General features: G+C 69.8%; 22 protein-coding genes. 6 read left to right on the top strand and 16 right to left on the bottom strand.

Features of this window, described 5'->3' with window-relative positions:
* Positions 1-20: 20 nt before the first annotated feature.
* From ndk to KAH28_RS04265, 7 genes are all read right to left on the bottom strand, one after another.
* Positions 21-452: a nucleoside-diphosphate kinase gene (ndk, locus tag KAH28_RS04295; RefSeq protein ID WP_290574593.1), complete on the bottom strand. Its 432-nt coding sequence runs from the start codon at positions 450-452 to the stop codon at positions 21-23.
* A gap of 135 nt (positions 453-587) precedes the next feature.
* A complete protein-coding gene (locus tag KAH28_RS04290; RefSeq protein WP_290574592.1) occupies positions 588-932 on the bottom strand; it encodes an iron-sulfur cluster assembly accessory protein in 345 nt (114 codons plus the stop codon).
* Complete coding sequence (locus KAH28_RS04285; protein WP_290574590.1) at positions 929-1,324, bottom strand: hypothetical protein; 396 nt, start codon at positions 1,322-1,324, stop codon at positions 929-931. The genes KAH28_RS04290 and KAH28_RS04285 overlap by 4 nt, the downstream gene beginning before the upstream one ends.
* On the bottom strand, positions 1,321-2,463 hold the full coding sequence (locus tag KAH28_RS04280) for an aminotransferase class V-fold PLP-dependent enzyme (protein ID WP_290574588.1): 1,143 nt from the start codon (positions 2,461-2,463) through the stop codon (positions 1,321-1,323). Before KAH28_RS04280 ends, KAH28_RS04285 begins: the two co-directional genes overlap by 4 nt.
* Positions 2,464-2,467: 4 nt before the next feature.
* A complete protein-coding gene (locus tag KAH28_RS04275) occupies positions 2,468-3,613 on the bottom strand; it encodes a cysteine desulfurase family protein (protein ID WP_290574587.1) in 1,146 nt (381 codons plus the stop codon).
* A gap of 238 nt (positions 3,614-3,851) precedes the next feature.
* Positions 3,852-4,664 (bottom strand): serine O-acetyltransferase, encoded by an 813-nt coding sequence (cysE, locus tag KAH28_RS04270; protein WP_290574585.1) that lies wholly within the window; start codon positions 4,662-4,664, stop codon positions 3,852-3,854.
* A gap of 287 nt (positions 4,665-4,951) precedes the next feature.
* Positions 4,952-5,710, bottom strand: coding sequence for an RNA methyltransferase (locus KAH28_RS04265; RefSeq protein ID WP_290574584.1), 759 nt, complete (start codon positions 5,708-5,710; stop codon positions 4,952-4,954).
* Here KAH28_RS04265 and KAH28_RS04260 point away from each other — a divergent pair.
* Positions 5,681-6,523, top strand: coding sequence for an inositol monophosphatase family protein (locus KAH28_RS04260; RefSeq protein ID WP_290574583.1), 843 nt, complete (start codon positions 5,681-5,683; stop codon positions 6,521-6,523). The two genes, KAH28_RS04265 and KAH28_RS04260, sit on opposite strands and share 30 nt — an antisense overlap.
* A 127-nt stretch (positions 6,524-6,650) precedes the next feature.
* Here the strand turns inward: KAH28_RS04260 and secF are convergent, their stop codons facing one another.
* From secF to yajC, 3 genes are all read right to left on the bottom strand, one after another.
* Positions 6,651-7,547, bottom strand: a complete 897-nt coding sequence (secF, locus tag KAH28_RS04255) for a protein translocase subunit SecF (RefSeq protein WP_366918121.1) — start codon at positions 7,545-7,547, stop codon at positions 6,651-6,653.
* A gap of 48 nt (positions 7,548-7,595) precedes the next feature.
* Positions 7,596-9,449, bottom strand: a complete 1,854-nt coding sequence (gene secD / locus KAH28_RS04250; protein WP_290574581.1) for a protein translocase subunit SecD — start codon at positions 9,447-9,449, stop codon at positions 7,596-7,598.
* Between the two features lie 76 nt (positions 9,450-9,525).
* Entirely contained in the window at positions 9,526-9,792 is a 267-nt protein-coding gene (yajC, locus tag KAH28_RS04245; protein ID WP_366918120.1) for a preprotein translocase subunit YajC, read from the bottom strand.
* A 259-nt stretch (positions 9,793-10,051) separates the two neighbouring features.
* Here yajC and KAH28_RS04240 point away from each other — a divergent pair, with 259 nt between their 5' ends.
* The 4 genes from KAH28_RS04240 to ggpS all read left to right on the top strand — a co-directional run bounded on the left by KAH28_RS04240 (position 10,052) and on the right by ggpS (position 17,076).
* Positions 10,052-11,803, top strand: a complete 1,752-nt coding sequence (locus KAH28_RS04240; protein ID WP_290574579.1) for an acyl-CoA dehydrogenase family protein — start codon at positions 10,052-10,054, stop codon at positions 11,801-11,803.
* A 348-nt stretch (positions 11,804-12,151) separates the two neighbouring features.
* The gene (locus KAH28_RS04235; protein WP_290574578.1) at positions 12,152-13,255 is read left to right on the top strand and encodes a hypothetical protein; all 1,104 of its coding nucleotides are present in this window, start codon (positions 12,152-12,154) and stop codon (positions 13,253-13,255) included.
* A 98-nt stretch (positions 13,256-13,353) separates the two neighbouring features.
* Positions 13,354-14,757 (top strand): MFS transporter, encoded by a 1,404-nt coding sequence (locus KAH28_RS04230; protein ID WP_290574577.1) that lies wholly within the window; start codon positions 13,354-13,356, stop codon positions 14,755-14,757.
* A 51-nt stretch (positions 14,758-14,808) separates the two neighbouring features.
* Positions 14,809-17,076 carry a glucosylglycerol-phosphate synthase gene (gene ggpS, locus KAH28_RS04225; RefSeq protein WP_290574575.1) on the top strand — a complete coding sequence of 756 codons (2,268 nt, stop codon included), beginning with the start codon at positions 14,809-14,811 and terminating at the stop codon, positions 17,074-17,076.
* On the opposite strand, the gene KAH28_RS04220 is transcribed toward ggpS, so the two are convergent.
* Positions 17,045-18,595: a sodium/solute symporter gene (locus KAH28_RS04220; RefSeq protein WP_290574573.1), complete on the bottom strand. Its 1,551-nt coding sequence runs from the start codon at positions 18,593-18,595 to the stop codon at positions 17,045-17,047. The two genes, ggpS and KAH28_RS04220, sit on opposite strands and share 32 nt — an antisense overlap.
* A gap of 144 nt (positions 18,596-18,739) precedes the next feature.
* Between KAH28_RS04220 and KAH28_RS04215 the strand changes: the two genes are divergently transcribed.
* Positions 18,740-19,222: a glutathione peroxidase gene (locus KAH28_RS04215; protein WP_290574571.1), complete on the top strand. Its 483-nt coding sequence runs from the start codon at positions 18,740-18,742 to the stop codon at positions 19,220-19,222.
* Between the two features lie 352 nt (positions 19,223-19,574).
* On the opposite strand, the gene tgt is transcribed toward KAH28_RS04215, so the two are convergent.
* From tgt to KAH28_RS04190, 5 genes are all read right to left on the bottom strand, one after another.
* The gene (gene tgt / locus KAH28_RS04210; protein ID WP_290574569.1) at positions 19,575-20,702 is read right to left on the bottom strand and encodes a tRNA guanosine(34) transglycosylase Tgt; all 1,128 of its coding nucleotides are present in this window, start codon (positions 20,700-20,702) and stop codon (positions 19,575-19,577) included.
* 97 nt (positions 20,703-20,799) lie between these two features.
* Positions 20,800-22,248: an oxygen-independent coproporphyrinogen III oxidase gene (hemN, locus tag KAH28_RS04205; protein WP_290574567.1), complete on the bottom strand. Its 1,449-nt coding sequence runs from the start codon at positions 22,246-22,248 to the stop codon at positions 20,800-20,802.
* A 77-nt stretch (positions 22,249-22,325) separates the two neighbouring features.
* Entirely contained in the window at positions 22,326-22,958 is a 633-nt protein-coding gene (locus KAH28_RS04200; protein ID WP_290574565.1) for a sulfite exporter TauE/SafE family protein, read from the bottom strand.
* Between the two features lie 16 nt (positions 22,959-22,974).
* Positions 22,975-23,115, bottom strand: coding sequence for a cbb3-type cytochrome oxidase assembly protein CcoS (ccoS, locus tag KAH28_RS04195; protein ID WP_290574563.1), 141 nt, complete (start codon positions 23,113-23,115; stop codon positions 22,975-22,977).
* Positions 23,116-23,123: 8 nt separating this feature from the next.
* Positions 23,124-25,340, bottom strand: a complete 2,217-nt coding sequence (locus tag KAH28_RS04190; RefSeq protein WP_290574561.1) for a cation-translocating P-type ATPase — start codon at positions 25,338-25,340, stop codon at positions 23,124-23,126.

The following is a 25,340-nucleotide window of genomic DNA, read 5'->3' as shown; positions in this document are numbered from 1 at the left end:
TGTCGCCGCTCACGATGGCCCTATCGCGTACGCGGCGCGATCTCGGTGGCGCGGAAGAAGTAGGCGATCTCGCGCGCGGCGTTCTCGGCGCTGTCCGAGCCGTGCACGGCGTTCTCGTCGATGGACTGCGCGTAGTCGGCGCGGATCGTGCCCTGGGCGGCTTCCTTGGGGTTGGTGGCGCCCATGATCTCGCGGTTGCGCGACACCGCGTCCTCGCCTTCCAGCACCTGCACGACCACGGGACCGCTGACCATGAAGTTGACCAGATCGGTGAAGAACGGCCGCTCGCGGTGCACCTCGTAGAAACCCTCCGCCTCGCTGCGGGTCAGGTGCAGCATGCGCGCCGCGACGATCTTCAGGCCGGCCTGCTCGAAGCGGCTGTAGATCTCGCCGATGACGTTGGCCGCCACCGCGTCGGGCTTGATGATGGAAAGGGTGCGTTCGACCGCCATGCAAGGAACTCCAGGTTAGGGATAGTGCGGGGGGACACGGCCGGTACCGGCGCATCCGACAAAGCCCGCCATTCTAACCGTGCCCCGCATGGACCACCAGCCGAGCGGGGCGTTCCCGGCGGCGGCCGGGCCGAATCAGGTCGCGGCGTTCTCTTCCTGGTAGTGGAAGCTCTCGCCGCAGCCACAGAGCCCGGTGGCATTGGGGTTGTCGAAGCGGTAGACCTCGTTCAGCCCCTCGCGCCGGAAATCGACGCGCAGGCCGTCCAGCATGGGGAGATCGCGCCTGGCGACCACCACGGTGGCGCCGTTCTCCTCGAAGGTGACGTCGTGCTCACCGATCTCGTCGGCGTAGTCGAGCTTGTAGGCGTTGCCCGAGCAGCCGGTCGTGGTCACGCCCACGCGCAGGCCTATGCCCTGCCCGCGCTCGGCAAGCTGACGGCGGATGCGGTCTGCTGCGGCCTGGGTGACGGAGATGCTCATGATGCCTGCCTGTTCCGGTGAACTTCGCGGGATGGCGATTCGGCCATGCGCGCCTGCAGCGCGCGAACGGCATCCTCGCACAACCGCACACAGTGGCGACGGTCTTCCGCGATTTCAAGGGCATCGACGATAGCCTGCGTCGATGGCGGCTCGCCGGCCGCGCTCCAGATCTCGGCGCAATAGTCGGCCACGGCGATGGTGGTCGGGCATCCCACGGCGCTGAAGCGCACGCCCCGGGCCCCGGCGTGGAAGCCGATCTCGAGCTGATGCGCCGCATCGCGGGCGCAGGCGCTCACCGCTTCCGGAGGGGCACCGGCGTGCGCGGGCGCGGCGAAGCGCTGCCACACCGCCGGCGGGTAGCGTTCCGGCCCGATCGCCGCGGATGCGCTCATGCCGCGATCGCGCGCAGACGCGTCACCGCTTCGCCGATCACGGCCACGGCGCGATCGATCTGCGCGAGGGTCGTGTCTCGGCCGGTCGAGATGCGCAGCGCGGCGCCGGCCTGCCGGTCGTCGCGACCGAGCGCGCGCAGCACGTAGCTCGACTCGGCGGCCGCCGCCGAGCACGCCGACCCCGAGGCCACCGCCAGCTCGGCGGTGGCCGCGCGCAGCGCCTCGCCGTGCACGCGATCGAATCCGATGTTGACGATGTGCGGCACACACACTGCCGGGTCGCCGTTGACCAGGAGGCCCGGCAGCGGCGCGAGGCCCGCGCGCAGGCGATCCGCCAGCGCGCGGGCATGGGCGGCGTCGGCATCCACCCGCGCGGCGGCGAGCGCGGCGGCAGCGCCGAAGCCGGCGATCTGGTGCGTGGGCAGCGTGCCCGAGCGCATGCCCTGCTCGTGCCCGCCGCCGTGCTGCTGCGGGGTCACGCGCGCCCGCGGCCGGCGGCGGACGTAGAGCGCGCCGATGCCCTGGGGCCCGTAGCACTTGTGCGCCGACAGGCTGAGGAGCGAGACCGGCACGGCGCCGACATCGATGGGCACGCGTCCGGCCGCCTGAGCGGCGTCGGTGTGGAAGCGGACCGCGCGCTCGGCGCACAGCCGCGCGATCTCGGGCACCGGATTGACGGCGCCGGTCTCGTTGTTGACCCACATTACCGAGACCAGCGCGGTGTCCGGGCGCATGGCCGCGGCCACCGCCTCGGCGGTGACCCGCCCGTCGGCCCCGGGCGCCACGCGCGTCACCGGCGTGCCGAGCGTCTCCAGATGCTGCGCGACATCGAGCACGGCCTTGTGCTCGATGCGGGTGGTCACGACGTGACCACCGCCCAGATAGTCCAGGCTGCCCTTGAGCGCGAGGTTGTCGGCCTCGGTGGCACCCGAGGTGAACACGATCTCGTCGGGTCGGGCGCCGATCAGTGCCGCCACCTGCGCGCGCGCGGCGGCGACCGCCTCGGCGGCGCGCGCGCCCGGGGCGTGGTCGGACGCCGCATTGGCGTGTTCCGCGCCCGGCGCCAGGTGCGCGCGCATGACTGCCCAGGCTTCGGACGCCAGCGGCGTGGTTGCGGCGTGGTCGAGGTAGATGGTCACCGCGTCAGACCGCTGCCACCGCCGCCATCGGGGTTTCCCGGATCCGCGACAGCGCGGCCAGGAGGTTGTCGATATCGGCTTCGGTGTTGTCCGGCCCCACGCTGACCCGCACCGCCGCCTTGGCGAGGTCGTGCTCGATGCCCATGCCCATCAGCACGTGGCTGGGTGCGCCGTGCTCGCTGTGGCAGGCCGACCCTGACGACACCGCGAAGCCTTCGCGGTCGAAGGCCATGACCATGGCCTCGCCGTCGAAGCCGTGCAGCGCGAACTGGCAGGTATTGGCCAGACGTTCCTGCTCCCGCGCGAAGATCGTGACGTTGTCCATGGCGCCCAGGCCGGCCTCGAGCCGGTCCCGCAGCGCCCGGCAATGCGCATCGCGCTCCGCCATGCCCTGCTGCGCGAGCCGGCAGGCGGCGCCGAAACCGACGATGCCGGGCGCGTTGAGGGTGCCGCTGCGCAGGTTGTCCTCGTGGCCGCCGCCGTGGTGCAGCGGCTGCACGGTGACGCCGGCGCGCACGATCAGCGCCCCGACGCCGCGCGGGCCGAAGAGCTTGTGGGCCGAAACGGCCAGCAGGTCGATGTCGACGCCCGCGAAGTCGAGCGGCATCTTGCCGGCGGCCTGCACCGCATCGACATGCAGCAGTGCGTCGTGGGCGTGGGCGAGCCGCGCGGCGCGGGCGATGTCCTGGACGACGCCGGTCTCGTTGTTGGCCGCCATCAGGCAGACCAGCGCCACGTCGCCGTGCACCAGCCGCGCCTCCAGCCACTGCCAGTCGGGATGACCGTCGGTGCCCACCGGAATGACCTCGACCGGCGTGCCGGTCGCGCGGAGCGCCTCGGCGGCCTCCAGCACCGCGGGGTGCTCGGTGGCGCCATAGAGCACCGCACGACCCGGCTGCGCGGCCGCCACGCCCTTGACCGCGAGGTTGTCGGACTCGGTGCCGCCGCTGGTGAACACCACCTCGGTGGCGCGACAGCCCAGCAGCGCAGCGACCTCGTCGCGCGCGCGCTGCACCGCGGCGTGCGCGGCGCGCCCGAAGCGATGCACGCTGGCCGGGTTGCCGAAGGGCCGGGTCAGATGCGGCTGCATTGCCTCGAGCGCCTCGGGGTGCAGCGGCGTGGTGGCGTTGTGGTCGAAGTAGACGGGCATCAGTGCTCCTGGCGAACTCGAGCCTGGGCCGGCCGGAAGGGCGACTGCAGATTCCGCAGAATGGAAAACAGGGAACCGCAGATTACACAGATTCCCACAGATTATTGGTCTCTGGTGTGCGCTGACTTTGTCAGCGCCACCAGTGAACAATCCCCTACATCCGTGAAATCTGTGGTTCTAGCGCTTTTGAATCCGCGCAATATGCGGTTCACCGTTCCCCGCGCCTGCACCTCACCGATCAGACAGCGCCGCGCCCGCCGGATTCCTTGTCGTCATCCTGCGCGCCGGCCTCGGTCTGCTCCTCCTGCTCACGGCAGAACTCGGGCTTCTCGATGGGCTCGATGTCGGCCGGCGGCGCTTCCTCGCCGCGCCTGGCGAGCGTGTCGCACAGCGCGATGACGCGCTCGTCGAGCGTCTGCATGTGGTCGAGCATGGCGTTGAGGGCGTCGGCCACCGGGTCCGGCATGTCGCGCGAGAGGCCGTAGGCATCGAAGCCCATGCGCGCGGCCAGCGCCGCGACGCGCTCGCTGGGCTCGCGCGCCTTCGACACCACGCGTGCGGGAATGCCCACAACGGTGGCGGCGGCGGGCACGTCGCGCACGACCACCGAGTTCGATCCCACGCGCGCGCCGACGCCGACGGTGATCGGCCCCAGGACCTTGGCCCCGGCGCCGACCACCACGTTGTCCTCCAGCGTCGGATGCCGCTTGCCGGCGTCCCACGTCGTGCCACCAAGCGTGACCTGGTGGTACAGGGTGACGTTGTCGCCGATGTCGGCGGTCTCGCCGATCACCACCCCCATGCCGTGGTCGATGAAGAAGTGCCGCCCGATGCGCGCACCCGGGTGGATCTCGATGCCGGTGAGGAAGCGCGCCAGCTGCGAATTCATGCGCGCCAGCCAGCGCAGGCCGTGCCGCCACAGCCAGTGACTGATGCGGTGCCCCCAGAGCGCCTTAAGCCCCGGATAGCAGGTCAGGACTTCCCAGACGTTGCGTGCCGCGGGATCGCGGTCGAAGACGCTCTGGATATCCTCGCGCATGGTCCGGAACATGCTGACTCCTCGGGGAGGGGGACCGCGCATTCTAGAGCGTGTGCGGGGCGGCGGGCGGATCGCCGCGGGCGCAAAAGCGCTAGAACCACAGATGTCACGGATGTAGGGGATTGTTCACTGGTGGCGCTGACACAGTCAGCGCACACCAGAACCCCATAATCCGTGGGAATCCGCCCATTAAGGGGACAGTATATTTATTTCCTGCGAAGTTGGCTGCGCTGGCTCCGATGCGACAGGAAATAAATATACTGTCCCCAGCCCTGCCGCGGTTCCCGCAGTGACGGGCGCTACCGCAGCCGCTTCTGCACGGCGCTGAAGATGCCGCGCAGGATGTTCGCCTCGACCGGATCCGGCGTGGCTCTTGCCAGCAGGCGGCGCAGACGCCGCATGAGATGGCGCGGATTGGCGGGGTCGAGGAAGCCGACCTCCACCAGCATGTCCTCTAGATGGGCGTACACCCCTTCCATGGTGGCGTGATCGGCCGGCTGCCTGCCGCGCGAGCCGCGCAGTCCGCCGACGGCCGCCATGCGCGCCTCGTAGGCCAGCACCTGGACGGCCTGGGCGAGATTGAGCGAGGCGTAGTCGGGGTCGGCCGGGATCTGCACGGCCTGCTGGCAGAGGGCCAGCTCCGCGTTGGTCAGGCCGGTGCGCTCCGCGCCGAAGACCAGCGCGGTGCGTGCGTCGGCGGCACCGCGCGCCCAGTCGGTCGCCCAGTTGCGGGCATCGTGCACCGCCACCGAGATGCCGCGCCGGCGCGCCGACACGCCGACCGCGGTGGCGCAGTCGGCCAGCGCCTCGGGCAGCGTCTCGACGATGCGCATGTGCTCCAGCACGTCGAGCGCGCCGCTGGCCATGGCCCGGCTGCGATCGTCGGGCGGGCGCTGCGGCGCGACCAGCACGAGATCGCGCAGGCCCATGGTCTTCATGGCGCGCGCGGTGGCACCGACATTGCCCGGATGCTGCGTGCGCACCAGCACCACGCGCAGCGAATCCAGGGGTGACAGGCCGCTTTTGCTATGCTGCGCGCCCGTTTGCGGCTCTTTCATCGGTCTCTATCCGTGCATCCATTGGTCAATGTGGCGGTGCAGGCAGCACGCGCCGCGGGACACATCATTCTGCGCCACGCGCACCAGACCGACCGGCTGACGGTCACGGCCAAGGGCAAGAGCGACTTCGTGTCCGAGGTCGATCGCGCCGCCGAGGCCGAGATCACGCGCATCGTCCGGCGCTACTATCCGGATCACGGCGTGCTCGGCGAGGAAGGCGGCACATCCGGCAAGGCCGACGCCGAGACGGTATGGATCATCGATCCGCTCGACGGCACCACCAACTTCCTGCACGGCATCCCGCACTACGCGGTGTCGATCGGCATCACCTACCGCGGCAAGCTCGCGCACGGCGTGATCTACGATCCCAACAGCAATGACCTCTACACCGCCACGGCGGGCGGTGGCGCGCAGTGCAATGCGCGGCGCATCCGCGTCTCGCGTACCGACAGTCTGGAGCGCAGCCTGATCGGCACCGGCGCGCCCTTCCGCGACGAGGACCGCGTGCAGCGCTACCTGCCGCAGATGGGCGCGGTGCTCAACGCCACCGCCGGCATCCGGCGCGCCGGCTCTGCCGCGCTCGACCTCGCCTGGGTCGCCCGCGGGCGGCTGGACGGATTCTGGGAGACGGCACTGAAGCCCTGGGACATCGCCGCCGGCGTGCTGCTGGTGCGCGAGGCCGGCGGCACCGTCACCGAGCTCTACGGCCGCAAGGACGTCATGGACACCGGCAACGTGCTCGCCGGCAACCTCGCCGTGCACTCGGCGCTGGGCCGGCTGCTGGCGGACAGCGTCGAGCCTTCGGCCGGCTGAAGCTCGAACCACGGATTCACACGGATTCCTTCGGCCCTGGTGGCGCTGACCTTGTCAGCGCCACCAGTCGACAATCCCCTCAATCCGTGAAATCGGTGGTTCCGAAGCGTTTCCGGAGACCCCACTGCTAGGGCATCTGGTCGACTTCGTCGTCGTCCTGGGGCGGCAGCAGATCCTCGTGCTTGACGCCGAGCGCGGGCAGGATGCCGCTGGCGATGAAGATCGACGAGTAGGTGCCCACCAGGATGCCGACGATCAGCGCGACGCTGAAGTTGTGCACCACGCTGCCACCGAAGAAGAACAGCGCGAACAGCACCAGAAGGGTCGTGCCGCTGGTGACGATGGTGCGCGCCAGGGTCTGGTTGACCGCGGTGTTGATGACATCCACCGGCTCGCTGCGACGCAGGTCCAGGAAGGTTTCGCGCACGCGGTCGTAGACCACGATGGTGTCGTTGAGCGAATAGCCGATGGTGGCGAGCACGGCCGCCAGCACGGTGAGATCGAACTCGAGACCGAGCAGCGAGAACCAGCCCAGCACCACGATGGCGTCGTGCGCGGTGGCGGCGATGGCGCCGACCGCGAACTTCCACTCGAAGCGGAAGGCCACGTAGATCAGGATGCCGATGAGCGCGAACAGCGCAGCCAGTGCGCCGTCGACGGCCAGCTCGTCGCCGACCGCGGCGCCCACGAACTCGATGCGGCGCACCTCGGGATCCTGCCCGACGGCGCGCAGCGCATTGAGCACGCGCTCGCTGATCTCGGCGGTGTTCTCGGTGTCCTCCGGTGCCATGCGCACCAGCACGTCGGTCTGCGTGCCGAAGTACTGCACGCTGGCGGAACCCAGCTCGGCTTCGGCCAGCGCCTCGCGCACGGTCGACAGCTCCACCGATTCGGGATAGCCGAGCTCGACCAGCACGCCGCCGCTGAAGTCGATGCCCGGATTCAGTCCGCGCGTGACCAGCAGCACGACGCAGGCGAGCAGCAGCGCGATCGAGAACAGTCCGGCGGGACGCCGGAGACGCATGAAGTCGACGTCGGGGTAGCTTTTGAACAGACGCACGGCGAACCTCGACTAGATGGGCAGGTCGGCCATGCGCGCGCGCCGGCCGTAGACGATGTGTACCAGCGCGCGGGTCGCGACGATGGCGGTGAACATCGACGTGGCGATACCAATGGACAGCGTCACGGCGAAGCCCTTGACCGGACCCGAGCCGAGCGCGAACAGCACCACGGCCGCGATCAGCGTGGTGATCTGCGAGTCCGCGATGGTCAGGAAGGCGCGGTCGTAGCCGGCGTCGATGGCCTGCAGTGCCGGCGTGCCGCGGTAGATCTCCTCGCGGATGCGCTCGTAGATCAGCACGTTGGCGTCCACTGCCATGCCCAGGGTCAGCACGATGCCGGCGATGCCCGGCATGGTCAGCGTGGCCTGGATCAGCGACATCGCCGCCACGATCAGCATCAGGTTGAACACCAGCGCCACGTTGGCGAGGAGCCCGAACACGCGGTAGTACACCGCCATGAACAGCAGCACCGCGATCAGGCCGGCGACCGCGGCCAGCTGGCCCTGCGCGATGTTGTCGGCACCCAGGCTCGGGCCGACGGTGCGCTCCTCGACGATCATGATGGGCGCTGCCAGCGCGCCGGAGCGCAGCAGCAGCGCCAGATCGTGCGCCTCGTTACTGGTCAGGCCGGTGGTCTGGAAACGCTTGCCGAAGACGCCGCGGATGGTCGCGATGGAGATGACCTCCTCGACCTCGTTGGTCTCGCGGATGGGCTCGCCCTTGGCGTTGTAGGTGGTGACGACCTCGGTCTCGCGGTACAGCACCGCCATCGGATTGCCGACGTTCTGCTGCGTGAACTCGAACATCCGCTTGGCGCCGGTGCCGTCCAGGGTGACCGATACCGCCGGCGTGCCGGATTCCTGATCGATCGTGGACTGGGCGTCGACCAGCTGATTGCCGCTGGCGATGACCTCGCGCTTGAGCAGCACCGGCCGCCCGTCGCGGGAATAGAAGAGCTCGCTGCCGAAGGGCACCGAGCCGGTACGCGCGGCCCGCTGGGCATCGCCATCCTGGTCGACGGCGCGGTACTCCAGCGTCGCGGTGGCGCCGAGCAGATCCTTGACGCGGGTGGTGTCCTGCACGCCGGGCAGCTGCACCACGATGCGGTCCTCGCCCTGTCGCTGCACCAGCGGCTCGGCGACGCCCAGCTGGTTGACGCGATTGCGCAGCGTGGTGAGGTTCTGGCGCACGGCGAAGTCGCTGATGCGCTCGCGCTCGCTCTCGCTCAGCCCGGCCTCGATGCGCGGCGGCCCGTCCTGCGTCTCGATGGCCAGCTCGGCGAACTCGCCGCGCAGCGCGTCGGCGGCGGCATCGCGCCGCTCGACGTTGGCGAACTCGAGCGTGACCGTGCCGTCCTCGAGCTTGCGGCCGCTGTAGCGGATGTTCTCGGTGCGCAGATAGGCCGGAAGATCGGTCAGGTAGCGTTCGGCGGCGCTGTCCAGCGCCGCCGGGATGTCGACCTCCAGCAGGAAGTGCACGCCACCGCGCAGGTCCAGTCCCAGATTCATCGGCTGGGCGCCGATCTCCAGCAGCCACCCGGGCGTGCGCGAGGCCATGTTGAGCGCCACCACGAAGTCCCGGCCCAGCATCGGGCGCAGCAGCTCGGCGGCAGCGAGCTGGTCGTCGCTGGAGGCCATGCGCACCATGTACTGGCCGTCGACCTCGCGCGCCGAGCGCACGGCCAGTCCCTCTTCCGCCAGCGCCTCGTCGACGCGCTGCGCGACCTGACCGGATACGGCGGTGTCGTCGGTGCGCGACACCTGGATGGCGGGATCCTGACCGAACAGATTGGGCAGCGCGTAGACCGCGCCCGCCACCAGCGCGACGGCGAGGATCAGATACTTCCAGACGGCAAAGGGCTTCATGGTGGCGGACGCTATGGAGGCGTGCGGAGCGGCGGGGCGCCCTGTCGGCACCCCGCCGGCGGACCGTTGCGGGCGTTCAGCTCTCGGAGAGCGAGCCCTTGGGCAGTACGCTGGCGATGGACTGCTTCTGGATCTTGGCGACCACGCCGTCGGCGATCTCGACCGACACGAAGGTCTCGCCCAGCGCCTGGACGCGGCCGGCGACGCCGCCGCCGGTGATGACCTCGTCGCCGATCGACAGGCTGGCGAGCATGTTGCGGTGCTCCTTGTTGCGCTTCATCTGCGGACGGATCAGCAGGAAGTAGAACACCACGATCAGCAGGATCAGCGGCAGGAAGCTCATGAAGGCGTTGGGCTCAGCCGCGCCCTGTGTCTGGGCGTAGGCGGTTCCGATCACGGCATCGAACACGTGCGAAGACTCCTCGGTGGACGGGGGGGCACCCGCGCGGGCGGGCGCTCGAACATCGGGAGTATGCCAGACCAGGGCGCCCGCCCCTGCGCGCCGTGGGCCGGTGTTGTCCCAGTGGCATCGCGCCCGTCGCGCGAGCGCGCGCGGAGGCTGCGATAATTGGCGGCTCTCCAACGCCCACGCCGAGGTAGCAATGGCCCAGTACAAGGTTCCCCAGAAAGAATTGCTGTTCGTCCTGCACGACGTGCTCGGCGTCGACCGACTGGCCGAGCTGCCGGGCCTCGAGGAGGCCACCGGCGAGATCATCGACGGTGTGGTGGACGAGGCCGCGAAGTTCGTCGAGGGCGAGATCGCGCCGCTTCGCGAGAGCGCCGACGAGACCGGCGCGCGCTGGGAGGACGGCGAGGTCATCCTGCCCGAGGGCATGAAGGAGGCCTACCAGCGCTACGCCGAGTCCGGCTGGGTCGGCCTCGCGAGCCCGCCCGAGTACGGCGGCCAGGGCCTGCCCTACGTGCTGTCGAAGGTCGTCGAGGAGATGCTGTGCGGCGCCAACGTCGCCTTCGCGCTCTATCCCGGCCTGACCAGCAGCTGCTTCGAGGCCATCGAGGCGGTGGCCACCGACGAGATCAAGGCGCGCTACCTGCCCAAGCTCGGCACCGGCGAATGGTCCGGCACGATGTGCCTCACCGAGCCGCAGGCCGGCTCCGACCTCGCCGCGGTCAAGACCAGGGCCACGCCGAACGACGACGGCAGCTATTCGCTCGAGGGGATGAAGATCTTCATCACCGGCGGCGAGCACCAGATGACCGACAACATCATCCACCTGGTACTGGCCCGTCTGCCCGATGCCCCCGCCGGCATCAAGGGGCTGTCGACCTTCGTGGTGCCGAAGTTCCTGGTCAACGACGACGGCAGCATCGGCGAGCGCAACAAGCTGCGCTGCGTGTCCATCGAGCACAAGATGGGCATCCACGCCTCCTCGACCTGCACCATGGGCTTCGACGGCGCCCAGGGATGGCTGGTGGGCGAGCCCAACCAGGGCATCCAGAACATGTTCATCATGATGAACCTGGCGCGCATCATGGTCGGCTTCCAGGGCCTCGGCCAGTGCGAGCTGGCCACCCAGAACGCCCTCGCCTATGCCGGCGAGCGCAAGCAGGGCAAGACCTTCGGCGGCGGCGACACCATCGTCGATCACCCCGACGTCCGGCGCATGCTGCTCACCATGCGCGCCTACACCGAGGCCGGCCGCGTGATGGCGCTGGACACCTCGATGCACGTCGACATTGCCCACCGCCACGGCGACGCCGCCGAGCGCGAGGCCGCGCAGGACTACGTCGAGCTGATGACGCCGCTGGTCAAGGCCTTCCTCACCGACGCCGCCTTCGAGCTCGGCTCGCTGGCCGTACAGGTGTACGGCGGCCACGGCTTCATCCGCGAGCACGGCATCGAGCAGATCATCCGCGACAGCAAGATCCTCGCGCTCTACGAGGGCACCAACGGCATCCAGGCCATGGACCTGGTGCGCCGCAAGCTGCAGCTGCACGGCGGCCGCCTGCCCGACCGCTTCTTCGAGCGCGTGCGGACCGACCTCGACGCCGGCGGACCCGACTGGCTGGTGGCGCCGCTGCGCGAGGCGCTGGAGGCGGTCGAGGCCACCACCAGGACCTTCCAGGACGGCTTCCGCGAAGACCCCAACGACGCCGCCTACGGCTGCTGCGACTTCCTCCGCGCCTTCGCGCTGGTGGCGCTGGGCCACGCCTGGCTGCGCATGGTGCGCGCCGCCGACGACCGTGGCGACGCCGGCTTCGCCGAGGGCAAGCAGGTGACCGCGCACCACTTCGCCACCCGCCTGCTGCCGCACGCGGTGACGCTGTGCCGGACCGCCGCGCTGCCGGCCGGCCCGGTCATGGGCCGTTCGGCCAGCCTGCTCGACGCCGCCTGAACCCACGACGTCGGGCAGCGTGCAAGGGGCCGCAAGGCCCCTTGCGCGTTCCGGCCCCCTGCAAGGGCTTTGCAATCGCCGCGCCGCACCGTTAGGGTGCAATCAGGACTGGGGGGACGTCGGCATCCGCCAGATGCCGCGCCGGGGAGACACGCGGATGGACGACATCGCCGAACCGCTCGCAGGGCCTTCCGGGGCCGCGCCGCGGTGCCGACCGATCCCGACCGCGCCGGTTCTCCATCCCGAAACCCATCGAGGCTGCCGGTCGCACCCGCGGCCGGCCGCCGCGAGGATGGAGCGTCGCGCCCGCACGCTCCGGATTCTTCCAACGAGAAAGAGGGGATGAGCATGAGACGCAACTATGGAGCCTGGATGATCGCCGCCGCCATCGCGACCGCGGCGGGGGGCGTGCAGGCCGAGGAAAAGGAGGACGGCATCAGCGTCGGCGGCGCAGTGCGCTTCCAGTACAGCTTCGAGGATTACGTGCCGCAGAACCGCAACCGTGGCGGCGACCTGGATCTGGATACCTTCCGCATCAACCTGGATGGCTCGGTCGGCGACGTCATCCTGTCGGCCGAGTGGCGCTACTACCAGTACATGGAGGTCATCCACCACGCGTGGGTGGGCTATGACTTCAGCGATTCCTGGCAGGGCCGCATCGGCATCCAGCAGGTGCCCTTCGGCGTGCGCCCCTACAACTCGCACAACTTCTTCTTCAGCAGCGCCTACTACGTGGGGCTCGAGGACGACTACGACTTCGGCGCGGTGGCCGACGGCGATCTCGGCCCCATCGGCCTGCAGATCGGCTTCTTCAAGAACGACGAGCAGGGCGGCATCGACGGCTTCGTCGACAACCGTGCGGATCGCTACTCGTACGATGTCATCGGCGACGACGTCAACGGCACCGAGCTCGCCGAGGCGAACACCGGCTCGCTGCGGGCGACCTACACGGCAGGCGGTACCGAGTTCGGGCTCTCGGGCCTGTTCGGCTCGCTGAAGAGCGGCAGCGGCTCGGCCGGCGACTACCAGGCCTACGCCGCGCACATCAACGGCAACTACGGTCCCTTCAACATCATGCTGCAGGCCGCCGACTACGAGTACGACCTCGACTCCGGCGCCGAGATCATGACGGTCGGCGCCTACAGCTTCCTCGATGCGATCCCGGCGGAGTCGACGATCTACACGGCCAACGTGGCCTACAACGTGGACGTTTCCATCGGTCCGATCAGCGCCGTGCAGTTCTACAACGACTACAGCCTGGTGACCGACAAGTCGCAGGATCTGGAAGACACCACCATGAACGTCACCGGCTTCTCGGTGGTGGCGGGCGGCGTCTTCGCCTACTTCGACTTCATCGTGGCGCAGAACCAGCCCTTCATCGGTGGCTCGATGGTGGGCGATACCGACGACTGGAACAGCCGATTCAACGTCAACGTCGGCTACTACTTCTGACCGTGGAAACGCTGCCGCCCGGAACGGTGGCAGCAATGGGCATCACCACCGGGCGGGCGCGATAGAATCGCGCTCGCCCTTTTTCGTACCGCAGCCGCATGACCTCGCGCATCCTCCCGATTTCGGCTCTGCTCGGCGGCGTCGCGCTGCTTCTGCTGGGCAGCGGCCTGCTCGGCACCCTGCTGGCGGTGCGCGGCGGCCTGGAAGGGTTCAGCACCGGCGTCATCGGCCTGGTGATGTCGTGCTATTTCGTGGGCTTCCTGCTGGGCACGGTGGTCGCGCCCGCGATCATCGGGCGGGTCGGGCACATCCGCGCCTTCGCGATCTTCGCGGCGGTGGCCTCGTGCACGGCGGTGCTGCACGCCATCTGGGTGGATCCCTGGTTCTGGGGCCTGCTGCGCGTGCTCACCGGCATCACGGTGGTCGGGCTGTACAACGTCATCGAGAGCTGGCTCACCGCTCAGGCAAGCACCGAGAGCCGCGGCAGCGTCTTCGCGGTCTACATGATCGTCAACCTGATGGCCCTGGCGGCCGGTCAGTGGCTCATCCTGGCCGGATCGCCGACGAGCTTCGAGCTGTTCTCGCTGATCACCATCCTGGTGGCGCTGTCGCTGGTGCCGGTGGCGATGACCCAGCTCGGCCAGCCGAGCGTGTCCGACGCCAAGCGGGTGTCGTACTGGGTGATCCAGCGCGCTGCGCCGGTGGCGGTGGTGGGCGGCTTCGGCTCCGGCCTGGTGATGGGTGCGTTCTGGGGCATGGGGCCGCTGTTCGCGCAGCGCATCGGCCTTGACGAGCGCGGCGTGGCCGCGCTGATGAGCCTGACCATCGTCGGCGGAGCACTGCTCCAGCTCCCGGTGGGACGCTACTCGGACAACCACGACCGGCGGCGCGTGATGGGCGAGGTCGCGGCCGGCGGCGCCCTCATGGCGGTCGTCGCCGCGCTGCTGCTGGAGCGCGTGCCGATGGCGATCTTCCCGATGATGCTGCTCTACGGCGGCATGGCCTTCGCGATCTATCCGCTGTGCGCGGCGCACCTTTCGGACTGGCTGGAGAGCGACCAGCTGATCGGCGGCAGCAGCTGGCTGCTGCTGCTCCACGGCGCCGGCGCCGCGCTCGGTCCCGTCCTGGCGGGCTGGTTCATGGGCATGATGGGGCCGGGCAGCCTGCTGCTGTTCTTCGCGGCCCTGCTGGTGCCGATCGCGTGGTTCGCGGGCTGGTATGCGCTGCCCCGCCGGGCCGATGCGACCATTGCCGGGGATCAGTCGAGCAACTTCGTACCGATGGTGCGCACATCGGCCGCGGTCATGGAGCTGCTGGCCGAGGACGAGACCTCCGAGCCCTCCGATGAATGGATGCCCGATGCCGATGCCGAACTGGAGATGGAGGCCGAGGAACGCATCAGCGCCGTGCTCGCGGGCGAACCGACGGCCCCGCCGGCACCGGCTTCGGAGGAGCCGCCGAGCGACGAGGAGCCACCGCCGAGCGCCTACGGGCATCCCTGAACGGCGGGGCCGGGGCGGCAGCGTCGCGCGTTTGCGGTCAGAATAGATGACATGCTCCTCGCAACCGATCTCGACGGCACCTTCCTGGCCGGCACGGCGGAGGACCGCCACCGCCTCTACTATCTGATCGACCGGCACCCGGACATCCAGCTCGCGTATGTCACCGGGCGCGGGCTGGAAGCGGTCATGCCGCTGCTGGACGATCCCGCCATCCCGACGCCGGACTACGTGATCTGCGACGTCGGTGCAACGGTGGTGGACGGCCACACGCGCCAGCCCATCCAGCCGATGCAGGCGCACATCGAGGAACACTGGCCCGGCGAGCAGGCGGTGGTCGAAGTCATGAACGGCTTTCCCGGACTCGAGCGCCAGGCGCTGCCGCAGGAACGCCGCTGCTCGTACTTCTGCGACGAGGATGCCGTGACCGAGGAGGTCCGCGCCGCCGTCGAGGCCCTGGACTGCGACCTCCTGTACTCCGCCGATCTCTATCTCGATGTCCTGCCGCGCGGGGTCAACAAGGGCAGCTCGCTGACCGCGCTGGTCCGGCAGCTGGGCATCGACCCGGACGAGGTGCTTGCGGCCGGCGACACGCTCAATGACCTCTCCATGCTGCAGGTCGGCTTCAAGGCGGTCGCGGTGGGGGCATCCGAGAGCGGCCTGCTGGAGGCCACGCGCAACAACGCGCGCGTGCTGCACGCCGAGCGCCCGGGATGCGGCGGCATCCTCGACGCCATCGCCCACTTCGGCTTCCTCGGCGACCGCGGCGTATCGGCCATCGACACGCGCGCGGCGGACACCGGCAAGGCCGATCTGGTGGTGGTCTATCACCGCCTGCCGTACGAGGAATACGTCGACAACGGCGTGCTCGAGCGGCGCCCGCACCAGTCACCCAACGGCATCATCCCCACCCTGCTGAGCTTCTTCGGCGGCGGTCGCAAGGGCGCATGGGTCGCCTGGACCACGCACGAACCGCGCAAGGGTGCCTTCGAGGCCCATACGAGCGTCGACGACGACGCCTATCCCAATCTGGTGTGCTCGCGCGTCCTGCTCACCAAGCAGGACGTCGACATCTTCTACAAGCGCTTCTCCAAGGAAGCCTTCTGGCCGACGCTGCACACCTTCTGGGAACGCGCGGTATTCCGCGAGGAGCACTGGCAGGTCTTCCAGCGCGTCAACCGCATCTTCGCCGAGGCCGCGGCCCGCGAAGCCGCGCCCGGCGCCGTGGTATGGATCCACGACTACAACCTGTGGCTGGTGCCGGCCTACCTCCGCGAGCTGCGTCACGACGTCAAGATCGCGTTCTTCCATCACACCTACTTCCCGTCGGCCGACGTCTTCAACGTCATCCCGTGGCGGCGCCAGATCGTCGGCAGCCTGCTGCAGTGCGACTACGTCGGCTTCCACATCCCGCGCCAGGTCGAGAACTTCGTCGACGTGGTGCGCGGCGCCGCGCCGTCGATCATTCTCGACCGCGTGCACTGCGCGCCGCGCTTCCTGACCTACGGCTGCGCGATGGGGCTGGAGAACGTCACCACCGCGCTCCAGGTCAACGACCGCGTCGTGCGGCTGGGGGCCCATCCGGTGGGGCTCGACGTGGGGCGCGTGCAGGGCGCCCTGACGGCCGCGCGCGAGGCCGGCAAGCTCGACGCGCTGCGCAGCGAGGTCGCGGGCGTCAAGCTGATCCTGTCGGTCGAGCGCCTGGACTACACCAAGGGCACGCTGGAGAAGCTGCTCGCCTTCGAGCAGCTGCTCGACGCCCAGCCCGAGCTGCAGGGCAAGGTCACGCTCATGACCATCTGCGTGCCGGCAGCGCGCGAGATGCGCGTCTACGCCGAGCTGCAGACGCGCATCGAGCAGGCCGTGGGGCGCATCAACGGGCGCTTCTCCCGGGTCGGCTGGACACCGGTGCAGTTCTTCTTCCGCCCGGTGCCCTTCGCCGACCTGGTCGCCTACTACGCCATGGCCGACGTCATGTGGATCACGCCGCTGCGCGACGGCCTCAACCTGGTGGCAAAGGAGTACGTCGCCGTGCAGGGCGCGATCGACGGGCGCGGCGTGCTGGTGCTGTCCGAGTTCGCCGGCGCGGCCGCCGAGCTCAAGGGCGCCCTGCTCACCAACCCGCACGATACCGACGACCTCGCCTCGGCCCTCTACGTGGCCCTCAACATGGGACGCGCCGAGGCCGAGGGACGGCTGCGCCAGCTCTACGAGATCGTCGAGTACTACAACCTCGCGCGCTGGGGCGACGATTTTCTCGCCGCCGTCGACGAACCGGCACCCGAGCCGCTCAGCGGAACAGAAGCACCAGCAGCGCAGTGATCAGCACCAGCGCGCCGGCGGCCGCGTAGACGTCGCGCGGCAGTGCGCGCAGACCCGGCCCGACCGGTGCCAGCGTGTCCGCGCCCTGCGCGCCGGCGCGGCCCTCGATCCACTGCCAGGCCGCGGCAGCCAGCGCCGTGATCGCTACCAGGATGCCCGCGACAATGGTGAAGTGGATGCCGGTCCAGCCGAGCTGCGCGGCGGCGAACCACACCGCGCTGACCAGATGCCCGGTAACCGTGGCGCGCAGCGCCGCCCGTGCGCCAAGCCAGCGCGAGAAGCTGCCCAGCAGGAAGACCGCCACCAGCGGTGACGCCACATAGGCGAATCCCTGCTGCAGATAGTGGAAGAGCCCCGGGAAGCGGTCGATCATGGGTGCCCACAGCGCCGCCACCGCCATCAGCGACAGCGTGACCACGCGACCGGTGCGCGCCATCTGCCGCGCGTCCCAGTCCGGGCGGCGCGGCTGGAGGAAGTCCACCGAGATCAGGGTCGACGACGAATTCAGCGCCGAATCCACGCTCGACATGATCGCCGCCAGCAGCCCGGCGAGGATCAGCCCCGCCACCCCGACCGGCGCGTATTCGGCGATCAGCGTCGGGAACACCATGTCGGCACGGTCGAGATCGGTGAACAGTGCCGCCGCCATCGCCCCCGGCAGCACCATGATGAACAGCGGCAACAGCTTCAGTCCCGCCGCCAGCATGGCGCCGCGCCCGGCGGTCGCCTCGTCGCGGGCGCCGAGCAGCCGCTGCGAGACGTACTGGTTCATGGTCCAGTAGTAGAAGCCCAGCACCGGCAGACCGATGAGCGTACCCAGCCAGGGCAGCGCCGGATCGTCCAGCGGCCGGATCAGTGACAGCTGCTCCGGCGGCAGCGCCGCCTTCACCGCCGACCACGAGTAGTCGAACTCGCCGAAGACCATCACGGTGAGCAGCACCGAGCCGGCCAGCAGCACCACGGTCTGCAGCACATCGGTGTAGGCCACGGCGCGCAGGCCGCCGGCCGCGGTGTACAGCCCCGCGGCCACGGCGATCACGACGATGGTCGGCGTCAGCGACAGCGCCGGGAAGAACATCAGGAGCACCAGCGCACCGGCGTAGAGGCTGCCCGCGGTATCCAGCACGATGCTCAGGAACACCGTCACGGCCGACAGATAGCGCCGCATGCCGACGCCGAAGCGCGCCTCCAGCCACTGCGGAACCGTCGTCACACGGGCGCGCAACAGGCGCGGCACGATGAAGAAGGCGGAGAACACCAGCACCAGCGCGGCCATCCATTCGTAGTTCGCCACCGCGATGCCGGATTCCCACGCCGCGCCGGGCAGTCCGATCAGCGTGGTGGACGATATGTTGGACGCGAACAGCGACAGCCCCACCACCCCGACACCGAGGCTGCGGCCGGCCAGGAAGAGCTCGTCCGCGTCCGGGCTGCGCCGCGCCACGCGCACGCACACCGCCAGCAGGACCACCAGATAGCCCGCGAGCACCGCGTAATCGAGCCAGTGCAGCCCGTCCATCGCCTCCTCCCGTGGATCGCCGCTGCAGAACAAATCACAGTGCCGCGCCACGGGCAAGTCCGGCCGTCCTCGACACGCCGCACCGCCCCACGCGAGGCACCCCGGCCGGTGATAGGCTGCCGACCGGCACACGGGAGTGGATCAATGGATATCTTCAACATCGAAGCGCAGCGCCTGGACGGCACCGCGGGAACGCTCGAGCCCTACAAGGGCAAGGTCCTGCTGGTGGTCAACGTGGCCTCCAAGTGCGGTTTCACGCCGCAGTACAAGGGACTGGAGACGCTCTACCGGGACTTCCGGGACCGCGGCTTCGAGATCCTGGGCTTCCCGTGCAACCAGTTCGGGCATCAGGAACCCGGTGATGCCGACGAGATCGCCAGCTTCTGCAGCACGACCTACGACGTCAGCTTCCCGATGTTCGCCAAGGTCGACGTCAACGGCGACGACGCCCACCCGCTCTATCGCCATCTCAAGCAGGAGAAGAGCGGCCTGCTGGGTACCGGTGCCATCAAGTGGAACTTCACCAAGTTCCTGATCGGCAGGGACGGCACCGTGCTCAAGCGCTACGCGCCCACCGACAAGCCCGAGAAACTGCGCGCCGACATCGAGGCGGCGCTGGCGGGCTGACGGTCTTGAAACCGCAGATTGCCGCAGATGAAAAGAGAACCACAGATTTCACAGATTGAAGGGATTGTTTACTGGTGGCGTTGACAGAGTCAGCGCACACCAGAACCCAAGCCAATCTGTGGAAATCTGTGCAACCTGTGGTTCCCTGCTTTTCCCGGGGCGCACGGGGACAGTATACTTAATTTCTTGTGACCCCCCTTTTGCGGCACAAGAAGTGACGCGCGGAAATTAAGTATACTGTCCCCGCATTGTGGGAGCGACGCGCCGGAGCAATATGCTCCCCGCCGTTCCGGTCTCTCGTACCGGCAGCTCCCTGAATCCGTGGGGTCCGGCGGTTCCATCGTGCTCCGGCTCAGGCGGGCAGCTCGCGCGGCCGGCCGGCAGGGCTGTCGAGGAAGTCGCGGGCGAAGGCATCGAAGGCATCCGCCTCGATGGCGTCGCGCATGCGCTGCATGAGGCGCAGGTAGAACGCAAGGTTGTGGATGGTGTTGAGGCGCGCACCGAGGATCTCCTTGCAGCGATCCAGGTGATGCAGATAGGCGCGCGAGTAGTGCGCGCAGGTCGTGCAGTCGCACGCCGGATCCAGCGGCCCGGAATCGGTCCGGTGGCGCGCGTTGCGGATGTTGACCAGGCCCTGGCTGGTGAACAGCTGACCGGTGCGCGCATTGCGGGTGGGCATGACGCAGTCGAACATGTCGACGCCGCGCGCGACCGCAACCACGAGGTCGCGCGGCGTTCCCACGCCCATGAGGTAGCGGGGAGCGCCCGCGGGCATCAGCGGCAGCAGCGCGTCGAGCACCCGGGTGCGCTCGGCCTCGGGCTCGCCCACCGACAGACCGCCGATGGCGTAGCCGGGAAAGCCGATCTCGCCCAGGCGCTGGGCCGACTCGGCGCGCAGCGCCGGCACCATGCCGCCCTGCACGATGCCGAACAGCAGATTGGGATTGTCGCCGTGCGCCTCGCGGCTGCGTGCGGCCCAGCGCGCCGACAGCTCCATGGACGCACGGACCTCGTCCTCGGTCGCCGGGTAGTCGGTGCATTCGTCGAACTGCATGACGATGTCCGACCCCAGCGCGTGCTGCACGGCCACCGAGCGCTCCGGCGTCAGGAAGTGCCGGCTGCCGTCCACCGGCGAGGCGAACTGCACGCCCTCCTCGCTGAGCTTGCGCAGGGTGGACAGGCTCCACACCTGGAAGCCGCCCGAGTCGGTGAGGATGGGCCCGTCCCAGTGCATGAAGCGGTGCAGCCCGCCCAGTGCGGCGACCGTCTCCTCGCCCGGACGCAGCATCAGATGGAAGGTATTGCCGAGCACGATCTCTGCCCCCAGTCCGCGCAGCTCCTCGGGCGTCATCGCCTTGACGGTGCCGTACGTGCCCACCGGCATGAACACCGGTGTCTGCACTTCGCCGTGCGCCAGGCGCAGCCGGCCGCGACGGGCGGCCCCGGAGACATGGGTGACGGAAAAGGGTGACGCGGACATGGAATCCCCGGAGGCGCTGAGGCATCGTGCCGACAGGCCGCCATGCGGCGCTGCAGGTCGAACGGTCAAGTTTAGCCGCCGCCGGATACCCGCGCCGTCAGATCGCGCGCGAGAACCGCTCCGCCGAATCCGCGCCGCGATAGGCGTCGAACAGGACCGCGACGCTGCGCATGAGGAAGCAGCCGCGCTCGGTCAGCGACAGGGACCAGCGATCGAACCGCAGCAGACCGTCATCCGCCATGCGCTCGAGCACGCGGCGCAGATGGCCGAAATGCGTGTCGAAGCGGATACCGTGCGTCTCCTCGAGACTGGCGATATCGACGTAGCCGTGGCACATCAGCGCCTGGATGATGTCGCTGCGCAGATGGTCCTCGGCAGTCAATCGATGGCCGCGTGCAACCGCCAGGCCGCCGCCCCGGATACGACGCTCCCATGACGCGATATCGCTGGCGTTCTGCGCCAGCGCACCACCGATGTGCGAGATCGCACTCGCGCCGAAGCCGAGCAGCTCGCAGTCGCCGTGCGTGCTGTAGCCCTGGAAGTTGCGTTGCATCGTGCCCCCCACCATGGCGCGCACCAGGGCATCGTCGGGAAGCGCGAAATGGTCCATGCCGATGTGCACATAGCCGGCCTCGGTGAGCATGCCGTGGCAGGTTGCCATCAGGGTCAGGCGGGTGGCCGGGTCCGGCAGCGCTTCCTCGGGCATCAGCGACTGCACGCGGAAGCGCCGCGGCATGTGCGCATAGGCATAGACCGAGATGCGGTCCGGCCGCAGTGCCCGTACCACGCGCAGCGTGCGCGCGAAGCGCGCCGGTGTCTGGTGCGGCAGACCGTAGATGAGGTCGAAGCTGAGCGACTGCGTCCCGGCGGCGCGCAGGGCCGCCACGACCCGGCGCACGTCGCGGACTCCCTGGCGCCGGTTGATCGCGCGCTGCACGCGCGGGTCGAAGTCCTGGATCCCCAGCGACACGCGGTCGAAGCCCATGCCGACCAGCTCGGCGGCCTGCTCCGGCGTCACCGTACGCGGGTCGATCTCGATCGACCACTCGCGCGCCTCCGCGGGGGGCAGCGTGAAGCAGGTCCCGAGGAACGCGATCAGATCGCGCAGCGCGGCGGGACTGTAGAAGGTGGGCGTGCCGCCTCCGAGATGCAGCTGGCGAAGCGTGCGACGCGGCTCCAGCAATGCCGCCTTCGCCGCGATCTCCTCGCGCAGCGTTTCCAGGTAGCGGTCGGCGCGGTCGGCACGCCGCGTGATGCTGCGGTGACAGGCGCAGTACCAGCACGCCTCGCGACAGAACGGCAGATGGATGTAGACCGAGAGATCGCGAGCGGCTCCGCGGCGATTCGATGCGGCGATGGCGGACCGGAACGCATCGTCATCGAAACCGTGACGGAATTCGGCCGCGGTCGGATAGGAGGTATAGCGCGGCGCATTGCCGTCGTAGCAGGCGATCAGCGGCGCCGGCACGGGCAGCGGGTAGGTGCCCGCAGCGCGCTGCGGCACGGGGGGCGCGACACCGGGTCGGGAAGCGATGAGCTCGAGCATGCCGTCGTCCGTCGGAGATGAAAGCGTGACGTTACGGCGTCCCGTGCTCCACGGCGTTGACCCAGGTCACGACCGTGCTAGCCGCACCAGAGCGGAAGGGGGAAGGCCGCGGGCAGCATCAGGGAGAGCGCGGTCAGCAGGCCGAACCCCACCATCAACGCACCGCCCGTGGCGCGCATGCGCGCCGCCGGCACGACCCCGCCGCCATACGCGAGGCCGGCCATCGCCGGGACCGTGCCGAGGCCGAAGGCGCCGGCCAGCAGCGCGCCCGCCAACGGTCCGGCGGCGAGCGCGGCCAGCGCCAGCACCGCGTAGAAGAGCGGGCACGGCAGCAGCGACCACGCCAGGCCGCGGGCCAGCATGCCGCGCGGGCCGACCCGGCGGCGCGGGCAGCACGAGCGCCGACCGCGCCAGTGCCGGACACCGAGTACGATCAGTGCCGCCGCAGCGAGCAGGCGCAGGGCCTCGCCCCACCCCGCGTGAGGCAGCATCAGCACCAGACCGCCGACGGCACCGGCGAGCGCGCCGAGCAGCGCATAGCCGGCCACCCGACCGATGTTGAGGACCATCGCTGCACGGAATGCATGCGCCGGATCGCCGGCGCGGGCGGCACCGCCGGCCACCGCCGCGCACATCAGCGCGCAGTGCGGCGAGGCCGCCAGCCCGGCCACCAGAAGCGCGGGAACCGTGAGCTCGATACCGGTCAGCACGGGGTCGGGGCCGGAATCAGATCTCGTCGTCCGGCATGCGCCGGCCGATCTCGTCGAGATCGTCGAGCTGGCCGTTGTCGACGGCGAAGAAGAAGAACCAGCACGCCAGCCCGGCGAGCGCGAGCGACAGCGGGATGAGGATGAAGAGGCTGGACATGGCGATCCTCAGGCAGGGGCGGAGCGGAGATCGGAACCCGACGGCGCGGCGGAACGCGGCGGGTGTGTCAGGCGCAGCGCATTGGCCACGACCACGAGCGAGCTCAGGCCCATGCCCAGCGCACCCAGCCACGGCGTGAGCCAGCCGGCGAAGGCAAGCGGCACCATGACCGCGTTGTAGCCCGCCGCCCAGATCAGGTTCTGGGCGACCACCACGCGCGCGTGGCGGGCGGCGGCGAGCAGCTCGGACAGACCGTCGAGGCGGTCGCCGAGCAGCAGCACATCCGCGCTGGCCTGGCTGAGCGCACTGCCCGATGCCATCGCCACCGAGACCTGTGCCGCCGCAAGCAGCGGAGCGTCATTGACACCGTCGCCGACCGCCAGCACGTGCCGTCCCCGATGCGCCAGCATCCGGACGCGTGCCAGCTTGTCGCCGGGCTTCTGGCGCGCGTGCCAGCGCCGGAGCCCCAGCCGGCGCGCCAGCGCACGCACCGGTTCCTCGCCGTCCCCGGAGAGCAGCTCGACATCGAGCCCGCGACCCTGCAGGGCGCCGACGCAGGACCGGGCTTCCGGGCGCACCTCGGCGGTCAGACCGAACAGGGCCAGCGGGGCACCATCCTCGAGCAGCAGCACCCGGGTCTGCTCGGGAGCCGACGGCGGCAGCGCCACCTGCGGCGCCACGTGCTCCGGCGCTCCCAGGATGTAGTCGTGCGCACCGATGCGCCCGGCCAGGCCCTGGTCGGCGCGCATGTGAAGATCCTCCGCGCGGAGATCTCCGGTGTCGTGCGAAAGTGCCCGTGCGATCGGGTGCGCGCTGCCCGCCTCCAGCGCGGCCGCAATGCGCCGGCAGGTTTCGGTGTCGCGCCCACCCATCGGCATGACATGGTCGAGGCGCATGGCGCCCGTGGTGAGCGTGCCGGTCTTGTCGAAACACACCGTGTCGATATCGCGCAGCCGCAGAAGCGCGTCGGCGCGCGCCAGCAGCACGCCCCGGCGCGCCAGCCGCGATGCGGATGCCGCCAGCGTCGCCGGCACCGCCAGCGACAGCGCGCACGGGCAGGTCGCCACCAGCAGGGCCAGCACCACGGTCAGCGCACGCGTAGGGTCCTGCGGCCACCAGAACGCCAGGGCCCCGGCCACCAGTGCCAGCATCGCGGTCAGGAAGTAGCCCGCGACGCGATCGGCCAGAACCTGTACGCGCGGCCGCTCGGCCTCGGCCCGCTGCAGCAGGCGCGCGATCTGCGACAGCGCGCTGCCCTGCCCGACACGCACAGCGCGCATGATCACCGGCGCATGCCCGGCGTTGATGCTTCCGGCCAGCACCTCGTCACCGGTGGCGTGCGTCACCGGTACCGACTCGCCCGAAAGCAGCGCCTCGTCGAAGGCACTCGCACCCTCGACCAGCACACCGTCCACCGGCACCGCCGCGCCCGGCGCCACCAGCACGTGGTCGCCCACTGCCAGGGCACCCAGCGGCACCGTCCCGGATGCGCCATCGGAGACCCGCACGGCAACCGCGGGTTGCGCTTCGGCGAGCCGGCGCACGCGCTCGCTCGCGCGGGCACGGCCGACATCCTGCAGCATGCGGGCCGTGAGCAGAAGCAGCACGAACATGACCACCGAGTCGAAGTAGACCGCGCCGGCACCCGCGACCGTATGCCACGCGCTGACCGTCCACGCCAGCGTGATCGCCGTGGCCACCGGGACATCCATGGTCACGGCGCGCGCCCGCAGCGCGCGCACCGCGCCGACGAGGAACGGCCAGCCGGCGAAGAAGGCCACCGGCGTGGCCAGCGCCAGCTGCGCCCAGCGCATGAGCCCGGCGTATGCCGCGTCGATGGCGCCGAAGTAGTGACCGGATGCGAGCATCATGACCTGCATGCCGAAGATCAGCGCGACGCCGATGCGCTTGAGGGCGGTGCGACGTTCGGCCCGCGCGCTGCTCGCCGGAGCACCGGTGATGGCGGGCGTGAATCCGGCCGCGTCGAGCGCGCCCAGCACCGCCGAGAACGGATGCCGGCGCGCATCCCAGTCCACCTCGACGGTGCCGGTTCCCAGGTGCACGCGCACATCGCGCGCCAGCGGCGCCAGCGCCCGCTCGATGCGCCGTGCACAGGCACTGCAGTGCATGCCGTCGACACGCAGCAGCGCCTCGCGGCGGCCGTCGCCCAGATCGCGACTCGCCGCATCGCGCAGTGCGGGTGCGTCGAAGCCGGTCCAGTCCAT

It is taken from the genome of Algiphilus sp. (assembly GCF_023145115.1).
Taxonomy (GTDB): Bacteria; Pseudomonadota; Gammaproteobacteria; order Nevskiales; family Nevskiaceae; genus Algiphilus.
The sequence above is the reverse complement of the archived record's forward strand: the minus strand, read 5'-3'. Positions and strand labels throughout refer to the sequence as shown.